Source organism: Methylobacterium sp. P1-11 (genome assembly GCF_008329595.1).
GTDB lineage: Bacteria > Pseudomonadota > Alphaproteobacteria > Rhizobiales > Beijerinckiaceae > Methylobacterium.
In genome coordinates this window covers 130,139-148,328 of the sequence record NZ_NPKS01000015.1, presented here as the reverse complement: position 1 = coordinate 148,328, position 18,190 = coordinate 130,139, and the positions used below count along the sequence as shown (strand labels likewise).

Below are 18,190 nucleotides of genomic sequence, written 5' to 3'. Positions count from 1 at the left end.
CGCTATCCCTCGGCCTTCGACCAGTCGACGCCGGCCTCGAGGTGCGGCAGCAGGACGACGCTCTCCTGCTCGTTCGGGTCTGTCCGGGCGATCACGGCCGTGACGGGCTCGGTCTGGCTGCGATTGTAGGGCAGATGCGGCACGTCGGCGGCGATGTAGACGAACTCGCCGGCCCCCGCGATCGCGTGGTTCTCCAGACGCTCACCCCAGAAGCAGCCCGACACGCCGGACAGCACGTAGATCGCCGTCTCGTGCGATTCGTGCTTGTGGGCGTGGGCACGCTCGCCGGGCGGGATCTCCAGGAGCTGCATGTGCAGCGCCTTCGCGCCCACAGCTTCGGCAGAGACAGCCGGCCGATAGATGTGCCCCTGCTTGCCCCGGAACGGTGCACTCTCGTGCACCACCCGGAACCCCTGTGTCTCCGTATCGGATCCGGCACTCATGAACCTTCCTCCACTCTGAAGGCGGGATCGACTGGGATCTGCATGCCGTTGACCAGCGCATTGGTCTGGTTGGCCATCCCGACCACGGCTAGGAACTCGCCGTGCTGCTCTGCCGTCAAGCCCTTGGCTCGCGCCGCCGCGGTGTGGGAATGGATGCAGTATGGACAGCCATTGGCAATCGAGACCGCGATGTAGACCAGTTCCTTGGTCAGGGGATCCAGGCTCCCCGCCCCCATGACGGTCTTCAGCGTCGACCATGTCCGTTCGAGCAACGCCGGATCATTGGCGAGACCGCGCCAGAAATTGTTGATGAAGTCGGAGCCGCGGGTCGCCCGGATGTCGGCGAAGACGGCACTTATACGCGGCTCGGCTTCGGCCTCAGCGTCGGACCAGAGCTTCACAGTAGCCATCGCGGCCGCCTCCTCTCAGAGCTTGCATGCCCCCTCGAGGGCCCGATTCTCGGCGTCGGAGAACAGGCGCGAGCGAATATGAAAACGCTTCTCACGCCCGTTTTCCAACGAGAACATGCCGCCGCGTCCCGGCACCACGTCGAGGATCAGATGCGTGTGCTTCCACACCTCGAACTGCGACCGGCTGATGAAGAAGTCCGCGCCGCCCACGGTGCCTAGATTGACGTCGCTGTCACCGACGACGAAGTCACCGACGGGGTAGCACATCGGCGAGGACCCGTCGCAGCAGCCGCCCGACTGGTGAAACATGACCGGTCCGTACTCGCCCCGCAGCTCGTCGATCAGCGCGAGGGCCACGGGTGTGGCGGTAACCCGCAGAGGCGTTCCGTCGGCGCCGGCCTGCTGCGCGACGTTGTCGTCCAAGGCCTGATCCGAACCCATGTCATCCTCCCCAGTCGTCGTCTGAATATGCGTGGTCACCTGCGGTTTTCCACGGTCGATCGTTTGCACTTCCCCTGACGCCGAAGGGCGCGGTCGCGCCGACGAGGCGCTGTATGCGCCGCCCAAGCGGAACGGACGTGCCCGTCCTGGTCGGTCGGACCCGTGCCGTCTGCTTCGTCCTCATCCTGCTCAGCTCAGCCTGACCAACCGGCGGCCGCCGCACGGCTTGCTCTCCCGGCCCAGCCCCGCCGGTCCCTGAGCGTGGAGCACGCGCTGCCTGCCGCTGGAACCCCAACGTCCCGCCTGCCAAGCTCATAGGCTTCGCGGGCCTGGAAACTCCGCTGGACCACATGCCCAGCGTCAGCGTAGATACCGGACCCGTGGCCTACAGAGCGCGATCGTCAATGTCCTTTTCTAAAGGGGTAGCCCATCTTGAGCACGGCGACCTGGAATTGAAAAAGCCCCGGCCGCTAGGCCGGGGCTGAAGTTGTCTCGGGGGTTAACCCGGAAAGAACCTCAGAAGAATCCGAGCTTCTTGGCCGAGTAGCTGACCAGCATGTTCTTGGTCTGCTGGTAGTGGTCGAGCATCATCTTGTGAGTCTCGCGGCCGATGCCGGACTGCTTGTAGCCGCCGAAGGCCGCATGGGCCGGATAGGCATGGTAGCAGTTCGTCCAGACTCGGCCGGCCTGGATCGCCCGGCCGAAGCGGTAGGCGCGGGTCCCGTCGCGGGTCCAAACGCCGGCGCCGAGGCCGTAGAGCGTGTCGTTGGCGATAGAGAGCGCCTCGGCATCGTCCTTGAAGGTCGTGACCGATAGGACCGGCCCGAAGATCTCCTCCTGGAAGATGCGCATCTTGTTGTGGCCGCGGAACACGGTCGGCTTCACGTAGAAGCCCTCGGCGAACTCGCCGTCCTTGACGTTGCGCTCGCCGCCGGTGAGCAGCTGGGCGCCCTCCTGCCGGCCGATGTCGATGTAGGAGAGGATCTTCTCCATCTGCTCGCCCGAGGCCTGGGCGCCGATCATCGTAGCCGGATCCAGCGGCGAACCCTGCGTGATCGCCTCGACGCGCTTCACCGCGCGCTCCATGAATCGGTCGTAGATCGATTCGTGCACGAGCGCGCGGCTCGGGCAGGTGCAGACCTCGCCCTGGTTGAGGGCGAACATCGTGAAGCCCTCAAGGGCCTTGTCGAAGAAGTCGTCGTCCTCGTTCGCGACGTCGGCGAAGAAGATGTTCGGCGACTTGCCGCCGAGCTCCAGCGTCACCGGGATCAGGTTCTGCGACGCGTACTGCATGATGAGGCGGCCGGTGGTCGTCTCACCCGTGAAAGCGATCTTGGCGATCCGCGGCGAGGAGGCGAGCGGCTTGCCGGCCTCGAGGCCGAAGCCGTTGACGATGTTGAGAATGCCCGGCGGCAGCAGGTCGCCGATGATCTCCATCAGCACCAGCACGGAGGCCGGGGTCTGCTCGGCGGGCTTCAGAACCACGCAATTGCCGGCGGCGAGCGCCGGGGCGAGCTTCCACACCGCCATCAAGATCGGGAAGTTCCACGGGATGATCTGGCCGACGACACCGAGCGGTTCGTGGAAGTGATAGGCGACCGTGTCGTGGTCGATCTCGGAGATCGAGCCCTCCTGCGCCCGCACGCAGCCGGCGAAGTAGCGAAAATGGTCGATGGCCAGCGGGATGTCGGCGTTGGTGGTCTCACGGATCGGCTTGCCGTTGTCCCAGGTCTCGGCGAGCGCGATCAGATCGAGGTTCTCCTCCATCCGGTCGGCAATCTTGAGGAGGATGCGGGCGCGCTCGGCCGGCGCCGTCTGGCCCCAGGCTTCCTTGGCCGCATGGGCGGCGTCGAGCGCCTTCTCGACATCCTGGGCGTCGGAGCGGGCGACCTCGCACACCACCTTGCCGGTGATCGGCGAGGTGTTCTCGAAGTAGCGGCCCGCCGCGGGGGCGACCCACTGGCCGCCGATGAAGTTCTCGTAGCGAGCCGAGAAGGGCGACTTGACCTTGGCGTCGCCGAGGAATTCCGGCTTGTTCATCGCAGTGTTCCCTCCATAGGCCCCGGCCTCGCGAACCGCGGCTCTTGGGCTTAAGCTGGCGTTCGGGCGACCGATCGTTGGGGCCGCATCCGCTTCCGCTCTGTTCGCAGCCAATGGCTTTTGGCCTGCCGAATCAAGGTGGACTTTTGGCCAGTGCGCGAGTGTCGAGATCCTACGCGCTTCCCGGCGTCATCGCGAGCGGACAATTATCCTGGAGATCGGCGCCGTCGGAGACATTCACCATGACCGTATTACGGGCCCCGGACGCTGTGTCGAAGGCCGTGATTGGTCCTGCAGCCCGACGGTTCAATGCAATACTGCGAAGATTCAGCTGCAGCGCCTATCCGAGCAGGGCGAGTGGCAGAGCCGCGGCCGCGAACGGCAGCGCCGCCAGGGCAGCGTTGCGCAGCCAGCTTGGCCGATAAGCGATGATCACCACTACGGCCAGGGCGGACCCGGTGAGTGATCCGATCCACTGGACGGGCCCAAAATTCCACCCCGCGGCCGCGATGGCCGCCGCGAAGGAAAGGCCGAGTCCACACCAGCCGGCCATCCGCAGCCTTCCGACGCGCCGCTTCGGCACGCCCACGCGGTAGGCTGCCCGATGATGCCGGTCGAGGCTCAACGCCAAGGCGGCGAAGCCCGAGAAGCTCAGGAGAAGGCTGAGGATCAGCGCAGCGGATGTCATGCTTCGATCGTCCGGGACAGATTCGCCTCCACAAGTCGCGACGCTGCCGATCGCGGCCGTGCCGCAAGCCGGGAAGCGGCGACGAAGGCCAGCCCCACCACCGCCATTGCGGCATCGAAGGCGAGGAAGCGTGGCTGGCCCACCAGGACAGCGTCGAACATGGGAATGACCAGGAAGGCGCAAGCCGGTACGACAAGGGCAACCGACCACGCTCGCCGCCGCGGATACAGGGACGCGGCGATCGCGGCGGCGATCCAGGCGGCGAAGAAGACGCGAATCTCCCAATCGGCCCGCGCCTCAAGCCCGAGGGGCAACAGACGATTGGCCAGGAAATGAGCGGCGAGACCGACCGGCATGCCCGCGATGGTGCCGATGTTGAGAAGCCGCACGAGCCGCAGGCCGAATCCTTCCGAATCGGCGCCCCGAGGCGCCCGCGCCACGGTCCAGAGGACGAGCCCGCTCGCCACCGTAGCCGCGCCCATCACGCCGCAGAGGAAGAACAAGAGGCGTAGAGGAGCGGCGGCGAAATGCGCCTCGTGCAGCCCGGCCATCACGGCCCCGGTCCGGGTCGCGGCACCGGGTTCGCCAACTCGGGCGATCTCCGAGCCGGTATCGGCGCCGTAGGCGATCTGCGGGTGAAGATGCGCGAGCCCCATTGGCTCCTCGAAATACGCCGTCACGGTAGCACCGGCGTCACCCGGCTGGGTGACCAGCATCACCTCGGGCACCGCGCCGCCGGCTGCCGCGGCGCGGGCGACAAGCTCGCCCAGCGGCAGCGGCGTGCCGGGGCGCCCGGCCGGCGCCACGCCCGGGATCGCCAGGCCGGCCTCTGCGTAGTAGCGAAGCGGGTCGTTGCCGTAGACGGCCTTCATCCCCCAGGGCATCAGCATCGCCGAGAGTGTGACGAGGCCCGTGTAGACGATCATCAGATGGAAGGGCAGCGCCAGCACGCCCATCACGTTGTGAGCGTCGAGCCAGCCGCGTTGGGCCGAGCGGTCGCGCCGGAAGGTGAAGAAATCGGCGAAGATGCGCCGGTGGGTCACGATCCCGGAAATCAGCGCGATCAACAGGATCATCGCGCAGACCGAGACGATCCAGCGTCCCCAGATTGGTGGCAGGCTCAGCTCGAAGTGGAAGCGATACAGGAAATCGCCGCCGCGGGTGTCGCGAACCCGCGCAGGCTCACCTGTCGCCGGATCGAGGAGTGCGTGATGGTAGGGGCCGCCTGGATTCGGCCACCAATAGACCTCCACCGCCGGGTTCTCGGCATTCGGCAGCCTGACCGACCAGCCGGCCGCGTTCGGCATGGCTTTCCGCAGATAGGCGCCGGCGCGCGTCGCCGCAGCCGCTGGATCTGAGCTCGAATCGGATAGTTCAGGCCGCATCCAATGCGAGATGTCAGTGCGGTAGTAGCTGGCGGTCCCGGTGACGAAGATCGCGAACAGCACCCACCCGACCACGAGGCCGGACCATGTGTGCAGCCACGCCATCGACTGGCGGAAGCTCCGCGCCCGGCTCAAGCGGCACCGCCTGGGACGAAAGCACCCGCGAGCCACAGGGCTCCGGTCAGCAGCAGGGCCGTCAGGCCGAGGAAAAGGACCGCCCGCGTCAATGTCCGGGCGGCGAAGACCCAGATCGCTGCTGCCGCCATGATGGCGAAGCTCGCCAACGTCCCGGCAGAGACCGCTTCGGCCCTCGGACCGGGCAGGACGAGGGCCAGCAGTGCGCTGGCGAGCGCGGCGACCGTGTAGCTACCAAGCGCCGCCAGGAGCACCCGCCCGGCGACCGCCGCGCGATCCGCCAGCATTGGCGTGGTGCGGGCGCTCATGGCGCCACCTCTCGTTCCAGTGAGCCCATGCCGCGACCTACCAGCGGCGCCGGTCGGCGCGCAACGGCTATGTTCCGGAACGATTCCAGTGTGAAAAGAGGTGGTTAGGAAGCCGCGTGACGGGCGGGCCAGCCACGACCTCGTCACCATCGGCTGGTCGTCTTACGGACGGGCCGCTCCGGACGGACCCGCCCGATCGGATCGACGAATCGCCACGGCCGCGCTCCGGGCGCTTGGCGGCAGATCGGCTCCGGGATCCGGCTTGGCAGAGGCTGGGGCGGCTGCGGCAGCCGGACCGGCTCCCGTGTGTCCATCGCGCGCGTGTCCCCAGCCGTAGCCTGCATTGATGCCAGCGTAGAAGCCCGTGAAGTCTTCCGCTCGGGCATTACCGGCCAGCATGAGCAGAGCCGTGGACAGCAGCAGGCGGCGCATGGGCTATCCAGGAACGAGAAAGGCGGCTGCCCCGGGAGGAGCCGCCGCCTGACACTCTTCTCGTGGATCGCGGCGGTAAAGCGACCGCCGCACCATCCTTAATCCTCGACGTTGATGCTCTGGGCCTCGCGGCCCTTCTGGCCCTCAACCACGCCCAGGGTGACCTGCTGGCCCTCGGCCAGCGAATCGAGACCTGCGCGGGACAGGGCGGAGCGGTGCACGAACACGTCCTTGCCGCCGTCGTTGACGGAGACGAAGCCGAACCCCTTGGCGGGATCGTACCACTTCACGGTGCCGCTCATCTCGACTGACGGGCCGCCGGCGAAGCGGCCACCACCGCCCGCGCCGCCACCACCGCCGTAACCACCGCCACCACCACGATCGCCGTAGCCGCCACTGCGGTCGCCGTAGCCGCCGCCCGCACCACCGGCACCGTAACCACCGGTGCGCGGACGGAACTCGCGCCGGGGCGCAGGCGCCTCGGCCGTGGAGGTGTCGACGCTGGTGACGCTGGTGACCTGCGGACCCTTCTGGCCCTGAGCTGTCGTGACCGTCAGCCGGGTACCCGGCTGCAGGTCATCGTGGCCGGCCGCTTCGACGGCGCGGATATGGAGGAAGGCGTCGCCCGAACCGTCGCCGAGTTCGACGAAGCCGAAGCCCTTCTCCTTGTTGAACCACTTGACCGTCGCATCGCGCTCCGGTCCGGACGCAACCGGTGCCGCGCCGCGCGACGGACCACGGTCGAAACCGCCGCCGCCGAACCCGCCGCCACCACCGCCCCCGAAGCCGCCGCCGCCGCCGTATCCGCTGCTCGGGGGAGCCTGATCAGGCCATCTCGGCTCGCCACTCTCGTCGAAGCCGCGCTTCTGCGGCCCCCTGAAATCACGACCACGTCCCATAGAAAGCTCGCAAAAACCGTCCGCCGCCCTTGTCTCGAATACCGCGTGCGCGCCATCCCAGACAGCCCACGCCCCGCACTATCATTACCCCAGGTCGCGGTAACCAAGAATAACGCCCCAGTCCTGACGCAATCGGGCCTTGACCGCAAGGACCTTCTTGGCTCAGACGCGCCGGTTTCGTTACTTTCTCGCGGCAAACAACGGAATCCGCCGCAGTCACCGGACCAGTCCTTTCTCATTCGAGAGAAGGCGTTAGCGAAACGCAAAGGCTGTCTGGCTACACTCCGCGCTGCGCCCCGCAGAGCCAGCTGGCCATGATCGCGACCCCGACCTTCCCCGATCTCTCGGCGCTCGTTGTCGACGAGAGTCTCTACATTCGCCGAATCGTGCGCGACATGCTGATGCGCGTCGGCATCAAGCGCGTGCTGGAGGCGCCGGACGGGGCCGAGGCCCTTGGCGTGCTGGCGGAGAGCAAGCCCGACATCAGCATCATCGACTGGGACCTGTCGATCCTGTCGGGCGAGGAGTTCATCCGGCTCGCGCGGACGCCCACCACCTCCCCCTGTCCGACGATCCCGATCATCCTGATGCTGGCCCAACCGCGTCGCAACGTCGTCGACCGCGCCGTGGCGCTCGGCGTCAACGAGATCATCGCCAAGCCATTCTCGCCGAAGACCTTATGGTCGCGCCTCGACGAGGTGATCAACCGGCCGCGCCCCTACTCGCAGGTGAAGAGCCTGCTGCGCCCGATCCCGCGTCGGGCCAGCGCCATGAAGGCCGTGGCCTGACCGCGACCGCGATGGGGCGTTGCAGTTCCCCACCGAGCCTGTAGGGTCACAGATCAACAAAGGCCGAGCGCGCTGCTCAAGGCCGACCCGAAGGATCGACGGCCGCGCCGATGAGGGACGAGACCGCCGCGGCCGCGCCGTCCCGAATCCAGACCGGCGCGGTGACGCTTCAGACGCCAGCCCCGTCGCCCGTCCCGGTGCCGGGCCACGAGCGTCGGCGCGCCGCCTACGCGGCGCTCGACCTCGGCACCAACAATTGCCGTTTGCTGGTCGCGGAGCCGACCTTCAGCGGCTTCCGGGTCATCGACGCGTTCTCGCGTATCGTCCGCCTCGGTGAGGGCCTCGGTACGTCGGATCGGCTGAGCGAGGCGGCGATCGAGCGCACCGTCGAGGCCCTGCGGATCTGCCGCTCCAAGATGCAGGCTCGAAGTGTGCACCGGGCCAAGATCATCGCCACGGAGGCCTGCCGCCTCGCGGTGAACGGGGCCGCCTTCGTGGAACGCGTGCGCCGCGGCGTCGGCCTCGACCTCGAGATCGTCGATCGGCAGACCGAGGCCTATCTCGCGGTCACCGGCTGCGCCGCGCTCGCGGATCCGCTGGCAGAGTCGGTGATCATCTTCGACATCGGCGGCGGCTCGACCGAGATCGCGTGGCTCGACGGTGCGGCCGCCAACCCGTCGACCGACCCGACGTTGCGCATCCGGGCCTGGGACTCGCTGCCGGTGGGCGTGGTGACCTTGGCTGAGCGCCATGGCGGCGCCGAGGTGACGCGCCGCATGTTCGAGGGCATGGTCGAGGAAGTGGCCGAAAAGCTTTCCGCCTTCGCGATCCGGGCGGCGGCGGCCGCGACTGCGCCGAAATTCCACCTCCTCGGCACCTCAGGAACGGTCACGACCATCGCGGCAATGCATCTGCGGCTTGCGCGCTACGAGCGTCGGCGTGTCGACGGCCTGTGGATGAGCGATGACGCGGTCTCGACCGCCATCGACGACCTGCTGGACACGCGGCTGGAACAGCGCGCCGACAATCCCTGCATCGGCCGCGACCGGGCAGACCTTGTACTCGCCGGCTGCGCCATTCTGGAGGCGATCCGCCGTGCGTTCCCGTCGGAGCGCCTGCGCATCGCCGATCGCGGCCTGCGCGAAGGATTGCTGATGAACATGATGCGGGAGGACGGCGTCTGGAACCGGAAGGCGGTCAGATGAGGGCGGCGCGATGAGCGACCGGCGCGGCGGTGCGAGTTCAGGCGGGGGCGTCCGGGGCGAACTGAAGCAGCGGGTGAAGACCGGCCGCGGTCGGACCCTGTCCCAGAAGCGCTGGCTCGAGCGCCAGCTCAACGATCCCTACGTGGCGCGCGCCAAGCGCGAGGGCTATCGGTCGCGGGCGGCCTACAAGCTGCTGGAGATCGACGAGCGCTACAAGCTCCTGAGGGCCGGCCAGAAGATCGTCGATCTCGGCGCCGCCCCAGGGGGCTGGTCGCAGGTGGCCGCGCGGGTGGTCGGACCGTCCGGTCGAATCGTGGGCATCGATCTTCTGGAGATCGAGCCCATGGCCGGGGTCGAGTTCATCACCCTGGACTTTCTCGACCCCGAGGCCCCCGCCCGGCTGACCGGCATGCTCGGCGGCCCGGCCGATCTCGTGATGTCGGACATGGCCGCCAACGCCACTGGCCACAAGAAGACCGACCATTTGCGCATCATCGGCCTCGCCGAGACGGCGGCGGAATTCGCCCGCGAGATCCTCGGGCCCGGGGGCGCTTATCTCGCCAAGGTGCTCCAGGGCGGCACCGAGGGCGCTCTGTTGAACGACCTGAAGCGCGATTTCGCTACGGTCCGCCACGTCAAACCAGCCGCGAGCCGGGCCGATTCGAGCGAGCTCTACGTCCTGGCAACCGGCTATCGAGGTACGCCGACCGCGGCTGCATCCTCCGACGAGGATTGAGCCGCACGGCAATGCTGCTCGCCCGGACTCTGTCGACCATTAACCCGGCGCGGCTAGGTCCGCAGAGCGGCCTGCTCCATGCCTGCGCATCGCTGCCGGGCGGCCTGCGCACTGCATCTTGCGCTGGCGCGGAGCGTGATCGCGGCTTAGGCGACGCGTCAGCGTCGGCACGCGGTGGTGTTGGGATCCGGTCTGCTCGACGACGTGCCGCTGGACGAACTCACTCACCTGTTCGACCGGGTCGGCCTGGTGAATGCCGTCCATCCGTCGCTGGCCCGGGTCGTCACCCGCCGGTACCCGAACTTCGCGATGACTGCCGAAACCCGCGGGCTTCGCCGAGCCGTCAGCGGGTCCCTGCCCGGGCGCCGATCTGATCGACGCGGCAAATCTGCTCTCCCAGCTTTCGATCGTCCCGATCGAGACCCACAAAGCCCGCGTCCGCGACGCCCCGGCCCGGCCCGGCTTAGGGCGGAACTCATCGAGAGCCATTTTGCGGCCCTGGACCCACTTGCCGGCCGCGTCGAGCGGGTCTGTCTGATCACCGACACGCTACAGCGCGCGGAAGACCGACGCGGCCAAATCACGGACCGTTTCGATCTGCTGTTCGGGATCGGGCACTCGCCCGCAGCGGTGGCCAGGGACGGGGAAGTTGCGCCGTTCGGCAAGATCGGCTGGCGACACCGTCTGATCCGCCGGGTCCAGCCCTACCCGGATCGAAAGGCCGTTCGCCGCTGGCTCGGCCACGAAAAAGGCCGCCCCGCTTACCCGGAACGGCCTCTTCGAACTGCGGCTAGCAGCCTACGCTCACTCGGTCGGCACGTCCGCCGCCGGCGTCGCGGCGCCACCCTCTTCCGCGGCGCTCTCGAAGCGCGGACGGCGACGGCGACGGGGCTTCGCGGCTGGGGCCTCCTCGGCCGGAACCTCGGGCTCGGGAGCCGTCGACGGTTCGGCCGCAGGGGCGGGACGCGCGGGCGCCATCAGGAACGCCGGCAGGCCGCTCGGCTCCTCGGCCTCCACGACGGGTGCAGCCTCGCGCCGACGCTCACGACGGGGAGCAGCCTCACCCTGACGCACGGCCTCACCGCGGGGAGCCCGCTCCGGCCGACTCGCCGGACGATCCTCCTGCCGGGCCTCCGAGCGCGGGGCCTCGCCGCGGCCGCTCTCGTACCGACCCTGGTCGCTGCGACTGTCCTGACGCGTCTCTTGCCGATTGTCCGGCCGATTGTCCTGGCGGTCCTGTCGGCCGTCCTGACGCTCCTGCCGGTAATCCGGACGGCCATAATCCTGACGATCCTGCCGGTTGTCCTGCCGATTCTCTTGCCGGTTTTCCTGACGATAATCCGGCCGCTGATAATCCTGTCGCTGGTAATCCTGACGCGGCTGGTCCTGACGTCGATAATCCTGGCGCCCGTTGTTGTCGAAACGGCGCTGATCGCGGTTCTGGAAGCGATCGCGGCCCTGACGGCCATCCTGGTTGGCGTCTGAACGGTTCTCGTAGGGCTGCGGCTGTTGGCCGGGATCGTTATCGTCGTACCCGTTATAGGCGTGACCGTTCTGCGAACCGCCGTTGCCCTGGCCCTCGTCGTCGCCCTCTTCCATGTCATCATCATAGGGACGACTGGCATAACCGCCCGTATTGGCCGGTCTGCCTTGATCCTGGGCGCCGGACACGATCCGGAAATAGTGCTCGCCGTGCTGGAAGTAGTTTTCGGCTGCAACTGGATCACCGGCCGCCAGAGCATCGCGTGCGAGCTGCGCGTACTTGTCGGCGATGTGTTGCGCGGTGCCGCGGATTTTGACGTCGGGACCGTTGGATTCGTAGGAGCGCGTCAGCGGATTCGGACCCTTCGGCCGGTTCCGGCCGCGCATCCGTCGATTCTGGTTTGGTCTCATCGGTCTGTAATGACCCTCGTTCACGCAAACGACTGTCTACGGAGGCGCCCGGTCTGATCGGGTAGCGCAGTCCGGCCAAGCGCATCCGGCGGCGCCGCGCGTGCGACCGTTACACGGTCCGCGCGTCTGCCTGACCATCCCTTGAACCGAGCGTCCGCAGACGGTCGCCGATCCTCAGTCGATTGTCAGGTTCGAATATGTCGTACCGCCGCGCTGGTACCGGCGCGTTCTGGTTCGACGGTGTAGGGGGACCAGCGAACCAATCGGCGACCCATAGTCATCACCGACCTTACAGCCGTCCGTCTTAACGGACGGTTCGCGATCTTCAAGCCGACTTTAGCGTTCCCCGGTTGATGCAACAAGCAATTTTTCGGTGCCGGGATGGTCAACCCAGACTTAGGCATCCCTGTGGCCGGAGAAAAGCCCCCCCGGCCGGTCGAAACTGAGGACTCGGTCATGACCGGCCAGATCGCGGGCCAATCCACGCTCCCGGTATCCGGCCACCCGCGCGAGGTCCTGCACCGCCGCCGCCTGATCGTAACCGATCTCCAGGACGAGCGTGCCGCCCGATGCAAGTCGCGCACCTGCGCCGTCGAGGATCCGCCGGTAAGCGTCGAGGCCGTCCACGCCCCCGTCCAGGGCGGTCGCGGGATCGTGGGCGCGCACCTCGCGATCGAGGGTCGCGATCACATCATGTGCGATATAGGGCGGGTTCGCGACAACGAGATCGAACGTCCCTTCCACGGCATCGCACCAATCCCCGACCACGAAGTTGGCTCGCTCGCCGAGGCCGTTCGCGGCGGCGTTGTCCCGGGCAACGCGCAGGGCACCTTCCGAGCGGTCGAGTCCGACCCCACAAGCCTGAGGCATCTCGGACAGGAGGGCCGTGAGGATACAGCCCGTGCCGGTTCCAAGGTCCAGGCAGCGTAGCGGTGCTCTCCGGTCAGGAACGGCCGCCAGCGCGACCTCGACCAGGATCTCGGTGTCCGGGCGCGGCACCAGGGTGTCGGGCCCGAGCCGAAACGGCAGGCCCCAAAATTCCCAGGCGCCGAGGATGCGGGCGACCGGCTCGCCGGCGAGCCGACGTGCGAGCGCCGCTTCGAGGGCAACGGCTTCGTCCGCACCGACGAGGCGGTCGCCTTCGATCAGAAGGTCGCGCGTCTCCAGGCCGAGGATGCCGAGCAGGAGGAACCGGGCGTCGCCTGCAGCTTCACCGACGCCGCCGGCATACAGGCAGGCCGTGCACGCGCGCAGCGCCTCGCGACGCGACAGGTTCTGCATCGGGACCGACGTCACGACATGACCTCAGACCATGCCCTCGGCGGCCAGAAGCTCCGCTTGGTGCTCAGTGATCAGGGCATCGACCACTTCGTCCAGGGCAGTCCCGGCCATCACCTCCTCGAGTTTGTAGAGGGTCAGGTTTATCCGGTGATCGGTTACCCGGCCCTGCGGGAAGTTGTAGGTGCGGATCCGCTCGCTGCGATCGCCGGAGCCGACCTGCGCCTTGCGATCCGCAGCCCGAGCCGAATCCTTGGCGCTGCGCTCGGCGTCGTAGAGCCGGGCGCGCAGGAGCGCCATGGCGCGTGCCCGGTTCTTGTGCTGCGACCGCTCCTCTTGGACGAACACCACAATGCCGGTCGGCAGATGGGTGATGCGGATCGCGGATTCCGTCTTGTTAACGTGCTGGCCGCCGGCGCCCTGCGCCCGCATCGTGTCAATCTTCAAATCCGCGTCGTTGACGTGGATATCGACCTCCTCCGCCTCGGGGAGCACCGCCACAGTGGCGGCGGAGGTGTGGATCCGCCCCTGCGTCTCGGTATCGGGTACCCTCTGCACCCGGTGTGCGCCGCTCTCGAACTTGAGGCGCGCGAAGACACCCCGGCCCTTCACCTCGGCCACGACCTCGCGGAAGCCGCCGACCGTGCCCTCGCTCTCGGAGATCACCTCGACCCGCCAGCCCTTCGACTCGGCATATTTCGCGTACATGCGAAACAGGTCGCCGGCGAAGAGGGCCGCCTCGTCGCCGCCGGTGCCGGCACGGACTTCCAGGATGGCGCTCTTCTCGTCGGCGGCATCCTTCGGCAGGAGCAGCAGCTGGAGGGCCCGGTGCGCGGCTTCGAGCGCCTCCTGCGCCTCCGGCTTCTCATCGGCGGCGAGCGCTCGCATCTCCGGATCCGTGCCCGGCTCGTCGATCAGGGCCTCGACGCCCGCGAGATTCTCCAGTGCCGCGCGATAGGCGCGGATCGCCGCAACGACGGGATCCAGGTCGGACAGCTCGCGAGAGAGCTGGACCACCGTCTCGGGATCGATCTCGCCGGAGGCGAGCTGCGCGGTCACGATGTCGTGCCGCGCCAGGATGGCGTCGAGGCGCTCGATGGGAAAGGGGATCATCGCCCGTGTTTCTGCAAGTCTACGCGCGCCGTTCCGAGACGGGCGCGGGTCTCGTCTCCGGGGCGGAGACGCGTGGCTTGGAGGATGTATGACCCGGCAGGACGTCCCCCAAAACCACGCCTCGTCCGTTCGAGAGCGGAAGCCGTGGCGCATCGACCGAAAACGTCGTGGCGTTGCCGTACAACCCTGGCCGAATGTTCGGCAAGGGTCGCATCCGCGCTTAGATAGGGATGCCGTGTGCGTGCGCGAAGGCCGTGAGCGCCGGGCGAAGGGAATCGCCGTCGTGCATCCTTTCCATCTCGACGTCGATGAGTTCGGCGACGGCGCGCGCGTCGAGGCTCAGCACCATGGCCTTGACCGGACCGATGGCCGCCGGGGACATCGACAGCTGCCGGTAGCCGAGGCCGATCAACGCCATGGCGTCTAAGGGACGGCCGCCGATCTCGCCGCAGACCGTCACCGGACAGGAGGCCGCGTTGGCCCGGTCGGCGATCAGGCGGAAGGCACGGAGAGCGGCGACACTCAGCGGATCGAAGCGGTCCGCGACCCGCCGATTCTCCCGGTCCACCGCGAACAGGAACTGCATCAGGTCGTTCGAGCCGACCGACAGGAAATCGGCCTCCCGGGCGATCTCGTCGATCTGGAACAGGAGCGAGGGCACCTCAATCATCGCACCGAGCCGGCAATCGGCGGGAAGCCGGTAGCCGTGGCGTTTCAGATAGGCCTTCTCGCGCTCGACGATGCCGCGAGCGCGCACGAACTCGTCCACCGTGGCGACCATCGGGAACATGATCTTGAGCGGATCGCCGTCAGCGGCTTTCAGCAGTGCCCGAAGCTGCATCCGCAGCAGGGCCGGCCGATCGAGGCCGATGCGGATCGCCCGCCAGCCAAGTGCCGGATTCTCCTCCTCTAGCTTGGCCATGTAGGGCAGGATCTTATCGCCGCCGATGTCGAGGGTGCGGACCGTGACGGACTTGCCCGCCGAGGCGGCGAAGACCTTGCGGTACAGCTCCTCCTGCTCGGCCGCCGACGGCATGCGCTGCGCCACCATGAACTGCAGCTCGGTGCGGAACAGACCGACTCCTTCCGCGCCCGTCTCTTGAAGGTGGCTGAAATCCACCAGCAGGCCGGCATTGAGGTGCAGGCCGACCCGCACGCCGTCGCGGGTCTGGGCCGGGACGTCGCGCAGCGCCCGGTACTGCTCCTGCCGGCGGGCGCGCAGGCGCACCATCTCGGCGTAGGCAGCCTCGACCTCGGGGCCGGGCCGGACATGGATTTCGCCAGCCACGCCATCGACGATGATGGCGTCGCCTGCGTCGCAGAGAGCGGTCGCATTCTCGACCTCGCCCACCGCCGGGATGCCGAGCGCCCGGGCGACGATCGCCACGTGGCTCGTCGGGCCGCCCTCCTCCAGGACGATGCCGCGCAGGGTCGAAGCCTCGTAGTCGAGAAGCGCAGCAGGCCCCATGGTGCGCGCCACCAGGATGGCGTTCTCGGGCAGCACCAGCGCGCCGGCCGCCTCGGGGCCGATCAGGGTGCGCAGGACGCGATTGGCCAGGTCGTCGAGATCGTGCAGCCGCTCGCGCAGATACGGGTCGGACTGGCGCATCATCCGGGCGCGATTGTCCGACTGGACCCGCTCGACGGCGGCCTCGGCGGTGAGGCCCGAGGCCACGGCCTCGCGCATCCGCCGGAGCCAGCCCTTGTCATGGGCGAACATCCGGACGGTCTCGAGCACCTCGCGGCTCTCCGCGGTCCCGATCCGGTCGCCGCGCTCCACCAGGGCGTCGATCGCCGAGCGCACCTCCTCGATCGCCGCGTCGAGCCGCGCCACCTCGCGCTCGACATTCTCGGCGATCAGCGTCTTCACCACGACGCGGGGCTCGTGCAGCACCACGTAGCCGAGGCCGATTCCGTCCGCGAGGGCGATGCCGCGGGCGAGGACCGGGCGCCGGGCGGCGGTGCCGGCATCGGGCGCCAGACCCTCGAGCTCGCCCGAGGCGATCATCTCCGAGAGCACCATGGCGGTGGTCTGAAGCGCCTCGATCTCCTCCTCGGAGTAGACGCGATAGGTCTTGTTCTGGACGGTCAGGACGCCGAGGGTGTTGCCGGCGCGCAGCAGCGGCACGCCCAGGAACGCATGATAGGCCTCTTCGCCGGTCTCCGGCCGGTACGAGAAGGCCGGATGGTTCTGGGCATCCGAGAGAGACAGCGGCTCCGCCGTGCGGGCGATGAGGCCGACGAGGCCCTCGTCGGTGCGCATGCGGGTCTGGTGTACCGCCTCGCGGTTCAGACCTTCGGTAGCGAACAATTCGAGGGTGTTGTCATCGCGCAGCACGTAGACCGAGCAGACCTCGGCCACCACGTTGGCGGCGATCAGGACGACGATGCGGTCGAGGCGTGCCTGGGGGCTGACCGGCTCCGCCATCGCTTCGCGGAGGCGGCGCAGCAGCAGGCGCGGGCCTCCGGGCGCAGCGGGCATCTTTTCGTCGTTCCAGCGTCGGTGAGCGGCCTTGGCGTCGACCACCCTGCAACCTTGGCGCCAAACCAGGGATGGCCGGCGCCGGATGGGCCGGACCGCTGGTCCCAGAGGCGCTCTGGGATCGACGAATCAGCCCGTGACTGTTCAGTTCACACCACGCGACCCGCTCGAACCCGCGTCGTCACAGGCTCAAGCCTGATCCAGGCCGTATAGCGAGTGAAGCGTGCGCACGGCAAGCTCCGTATAGGCGGCGTCGATCAGCACGGAGAACTTGATCTCCGAAGTGGTGATCGCACGGATGTTGATGCCCTTCTCGGCCAGCGCCCGGAACGCCTTGGCGGCGACGCCCGCATGGCTGCGCATGCCGACACCGATCGCCGACACCTTCACCACGTCGGTGGCGCCCTCAATCTGGGCGTAGCCGATCTGCGTACGCGCCTCGTCGAGGATCGCGCGCGAGCGCTGATACTCCGCGGCCGGCACCGTGAAGGTCATGTCGGTGGTCGATTGGTCGCCCGACACGGTCTGGATGATCATGTCGACGTTGATGTTGGCGTCGGCCAGCGGCCCGAAGATGGCGGCGGCCACGCCGGGGCTATCCTTGACCCGGCGCAGGGTGATCTGCGCCTCGTCCCGGGAGAAGGCGATCCCGGTGATGATCTGCTGTTCCACGATATCGTCCTCGTCGCAGATGAGGGTGCCCGGGCGCGCGGCGTCCGGCGGATCGAAGGAGGACCGAACCGTGGTCGGCACCCGGTGGACCATGGCGAGTTCCACCGAGCGGACCTGCAGCACCTTGGCGCCGAGGGAGGCCATCTCCAGCATTTCCTCGAAGGTCACCCGCTCCATGCGGCGAGCCTTCGGCACGATGCGCGGATCGGTCGTGTAGACCCCGTCCACGTCCGTGTAGATGTCGCAGCGCTCAGCCCCGATCGCGGCTGCGATCGCCACAGCCGAGGTGTCGGAACCGCCGCGGCCCAGGGTCGTGACCCGGCCGGTCTCCGCGTGGACGCCCTGGAAGCCGGCAATCACCGCGACCTCGCCCTTGACGAAACCGGCCTCGAGGTTCTTCGGATCGATCTCGGCGATCCGGGCCGAACCGTGCGCGTCCGAGGTTACGACCGGGATCTGCCAGCCCTGCCAGGAGCGAGCCTTGATCCCGTCCTTCTGCAGCGCGATCGCCAGGAGGCCGGCGGTGACGAGTTCGCCCGAGGCCACGACGGCGTCGTACTCGCGCGGGTCGTAGAGCGGGTTTGCGTCCTTGACCCAGTCGACCAGTTCGTTGGTCTTGCCCGACATGGCCGACACGATCACCGCGACGTCGTATCCGGCCGCCACCTCGCGGGCGACGTGACGCGCCACGTTGCGGATGCGGTCGACGTTGGCGACGGAGGTGCCGCCGAATTTCATCACCAGACGGGGCATTATCTCTCGGTCGCAGGTTCCCGGTGGCGATTGGACGGACCGCTGCAGCCCTGTCCGGACGGTGCCCGGCGGGTACAAGCGGCTCGGTA

The 18,190-nt window shown here is 68.0% G+C and carries 17 protein-coding genes; 3 read left to right on the top strand and 14 right to left on the bottom strand.

What is annotated here, in order from left to right; all coding sequences use genetic code 11:
• Positions 1-2: 2 nt before the first annotated feature.
• The 8 genes from CIW48_RS16970 to CIW48_RS34545 form a co-directional block, all read right to left on the bottom strand.
• Positions 3-443, bottom strand: a complete 441-nt coding sequence (locus CIW48_RS16970) for a cupin domain-containing protein (protein WP_149311811.1) — start codon at positions 441-443, stop codon at positions 3-5.
• Positions 440-853, bottom strand: coding sequence for a carboxymuconolactone decarboxylase family protein (locus tag CIW48_RS16965; RefSeq protein ID WP_149311810.1), 414 nt, complete (start codon positions 851-853; stop codon positions 440-442). Before CIW48_RS16965 ends, CIW48_RS16970 begins: the two co-directional genes overlap by 4 nt.
• A 15-nt stretch (positions 854-868) precedes the next feature.
• Entirely contained in the window at positions 869-1,294 is a 426-nt protein-coding gene (locus CIW48_RS16960) for a DUF779 domain-containing protein (RefSeq protein ID WP_149311843.1), read from the bottom strand.
• 516 nt (positions 1,295-1,810) lie between these two features.
• Positions 1,811-3,334: an aldehyde dehydrogenase gene (gene adh, locus CIW48_RS16955; protein ID WP_149311809.1), complete on the bottom strand. Its 1,524-nt coding sequence runs from the start codon at positions 3,332-3,334 to the stop codon at positions 1,811-1,813.
• 340 nt (positions 3,335-3,674) lie between these two features.
• Entirely contained in the window at positions 3,675-4,022 is a 348-nt protein-coding gene (locus CIW48_RS16950) for a DUF3325 domain-containing protein (protein ID WP_149311808.1), read from the bottom strand.
• A complete protein-coding gene (locus tag CIW48_RS16945) occupies positions 4,019-5,512 on the bottom strand; it encodes a PepSY-associated TM helix domain-containing protein (RefSeq protein WP_149311807.1) in 1,494 nt (497 codons plus the stop codon). The genes CIW48_RS16950 and CIW48_RS16945 overlap by 4 nt, the downstream gene beginning before the upstream one ends.
• A 26-nt stretch (positions 5,513-5,538) precedes the next feature.
• Positions 5,539-5,850 carry an iron transporter gene (locus CIW48_RS16940; RefSeq protein WP_149311806.1) on the bottom strand — a complete coding sequence of 104 codons (312 nt, stop codon included), beginning with the start codon at positions 5,848-5,850 and terminating at the stop codon, positions 5,539-5,541.
• 530 nt (positions 5,851-6,380) lie between these two features.
• Entirely contained in the window at positions 6,381-7,181 is an 801-nt protein-coding gene (locus CIW48_RS34545) for a cold shock domain-containing protein (protein WP_149311804.1), read from the bottom strand.
• Between the two features lie 314 nt (positions 7,182-7,495).
• Between CIW48_RS34545 and CIW48_RS16925 the strand changes: the two genes are divergently transcribed.
• The 3 genes from CIW48_RS16925 to CIW48_RS16915 all read left to right on the top strand — a co-directional run bounded on the left by CIW48_RS16925 (position 7,496) and on the right by CIW48_RS16915 (position 9,910).
• Complete coding sequence (locus CIW48_RS16925; protein WP_012317168.1) at positions 7,496-7,969, top strand: response regulator; 474 nt, start codon at positions 7,496-7,498, stop codon at positions 7,967-7,969.
• 110 nt (positions 7,970-8,079) lie between these two features.
• On the top strand, positions 8,080-9,174 hold the full coding sequence (locus CIW48_RS16920) for a Ppx/GppA phosphatase family protein (protein ID WP_149311803.1): 1,095 nt from the start codon (positions 8,080-8,082) through the stop codon (positions 9,172-9,174).
• Between the two features lie 10 nt (positions 9,175-9,184).
• On the top strand, positions 9,185-9,910 hold the full coding sequence (locus CIW48_RS16915; RefSeq protein ID WP_149311802.1) for an RlmE family RNA methyltransferase: 726 nt from the start codon (positions 9,185-9,187) through the stop codon (positions 9,908-9,910).
• Between the two features lie 549 nt (positions 9,911-10,459).
• Here the strand turns inward: CIW48_RS16915 and CIW48_RS33300 are convergent.
• The 6 genes from CIW48_RS33300 to CIW48_RS16885 all read right to left on the bottom strand — a co-directional run bounded on the left by CIW48_RS33300 (position 10,460) and on the right by CIW48_RS16885 (position 18,101).
• Complete coding sequence (locus CIW48_RS33300; protein WP_173009290.1) at positions 10,460-10,654, bottom strand: hypothetical protein; 195 nt, start codon at positions 10,652-10,654, stop codon at positions 10,460-10,462.
• 60 nt (positions 10,655-10,714) lie between these two features.
• Complete coding sequence (locus CIW48_RS16905; RefSeq protein ID WP_149311801.1) at positions 10,715-11,779, bottom strand: DUF4167 domain-containing protein; 1,065 nt, start codon at positions 11,777-11,779, stop codon at positions 10,715-10,717.
• 420 nt (positions 11,780-12,199) lie between these two features.
• The gene (prmC, locus tag CIW48_RS16900; RefSeq protein ID WP_149311800.1) at positions 12,200-13,099 is read right to left on the bottom strand and encodes a peptide chain release factor N(5)-glutamine methyltransferase; all 900 of its coding nucleotides are present in this window, start codon (positions 13,097-13,099) and stop codon (positions 12,200-12,202) included.
• A gap of 9 nt (positions 13,100-13,108) precedes the next feature.
• Positions 13,109-14,194 (bottom strand): peptide chain release factor 1, encoded by a 1,086-nt coding sequence (gene prfA / locus CIW48_RS16895; RefSeq protein WP_149311799.1) that lies wholly within the window; start codon positions 14,192-14,194, stop codon positions 13,109-13,111.
• A gap of 220 nt (positions 14,195-14,414) precedes the next feature.
• Positions 14,415-16,676, bottom strand: coding sequence for a phosphoenolpyruvate--protein phosphotransferase (gene ptsP / locus CIW48_RS16890; RefSeq protein ID WP_149311798.1), 2,262 nt, complete (start codon positions 16,674-16,676; stop codon positions 14,415-14,417).
• Positions 16,677-16,865: 189 nt separating this feature from the next.
• Positions 16,866-18,101 (bottom strand): aspartate kinase, encoded by a 1,236-nt coding sequence (locus CIW48_RS16885; protein ID WP_149311797.1) that lies wholly within the window; start codon positions 18,099-18,101, stop codon positions 16,866-16,868.
• Positions 18,102-18,190 lie beyond the last annotated feature (89 nt).

What these genes read in the sequence shown, in the direction of transcription:
- CIW48_RS16970 (WP_149311811.1), bottom strand. Translation starts at nt 443, where the DNA reads ATGAGTGCCGGATCCGATACGGAGACACAGGGGTTCCGGGTGGTGCAC.
- CIW48_RS16965 (WP_149311810.1), bottom strand. Translation starts at nt 853, where the DNA reads ATGGCTACTGTGAAGCTCTGGTCCGACGCTGAGGCCGAAGCCGAGCCG.
- CIW48_RS16960 (WP_149311843.1), bottom strand. Translation starts at nt 1,294, where the DNA reads ATGGGTTCGGATCAGGCCTTGGACGACAACGTCGCGCAGCAGGCCGGC.
- adh (WP_149311809.1), bottom strand. Translation starts at nt 3,334, where the DNA reads ATGAACAAGCCGGAATTCCTCGGCGACGCCAAGGTCAAGTCGCCCTTC.
- CIW48_RS16950 (WP_149311808.1), bottom strand. Translation starts at nt 4,022, where the DNA reads ATGACATCCGCTGCGCTGATCCTCAGCCTTCTCCTGAGCTTCTCGGGC.
- CIW48_RS16945 (WP_149311807.1), bottom strand. Translation starts at nt 5,512, where the DNA reads ATGGCGTGGCTGCACACATGGTCCGGCCTCGTGGTCGGGTGGGTGCTG.
- CIW48_RS16940 (WP_149311806.1), bottom strand. Translation starts at nt 5,850, where the DNA reads ATGAGCGCCCGCACCACGCCAATGCTGGCGGATCGCGCGGCGGTCGCC.
- CIW48_RS34545 (WP_149311804.1), bottom strand. Translation starts at nt 7,181, where the DNA reads ATGGGACGTGGTCGTGATTTCAGGGGGCCGCAGAAGCGCGGCTTCGAC.
- CIW48_RS16925 (WP_012317168.1), top strand. Translation starts at nt 7,496, where the DNA reads ATGATCGCGACCCCGACCTTCCCCGATCTCTCGGCGCTCGTTGTCGAC.
- CIW48_RS16920 (WP_149311803.1), top strand. Translation starts at nt 8,080, where the DNA reads ATGAGGGACGAGACCGCCGCGGCCGCGCCGTCCCGAATCCAGACCGGC.
- CIW48_RS16915 (WP_149311802.1), top strand. Translation starts at nt 9,185, where the DNA reads ATGAGCGACCGGCGCGGCGGTGCGAGTTCAGGCGGGGGCGTCCGGGGC.
- CIW48_RS16905 (WP_149311801.1), bottom strand. Translation starts at nt 11,779, where the DNA reads ATGCGCGGCCGGAACCGGCCGAAGGGTCCGAATCCGCTGACGCGCTCC.
- prfA (WP_149311799.1), bottom strand. Translation starts at nt 14,194, where the DNA reads ATGATCCCCTTTCCCATCGAGCGCCTCGACGCCATCCTGGCGCGGCAC.
- ptsP (WP_149311798.1), bottom strand. Translation starts at nt 16,676, where the DNA reads ATGCCCGCTGCGCCCGGAGGCCCGCGCCTGCTGCTGCGCCGCCTCCGC.
- CIW48_RS16885 (WP_149311797.1), bottom strand. Translation starts at nt 18,101, where the DNA reads ATGCCCCGTCTGGTGATGAAATTCGGCGGCACCTCCGTCGCCAACGTC.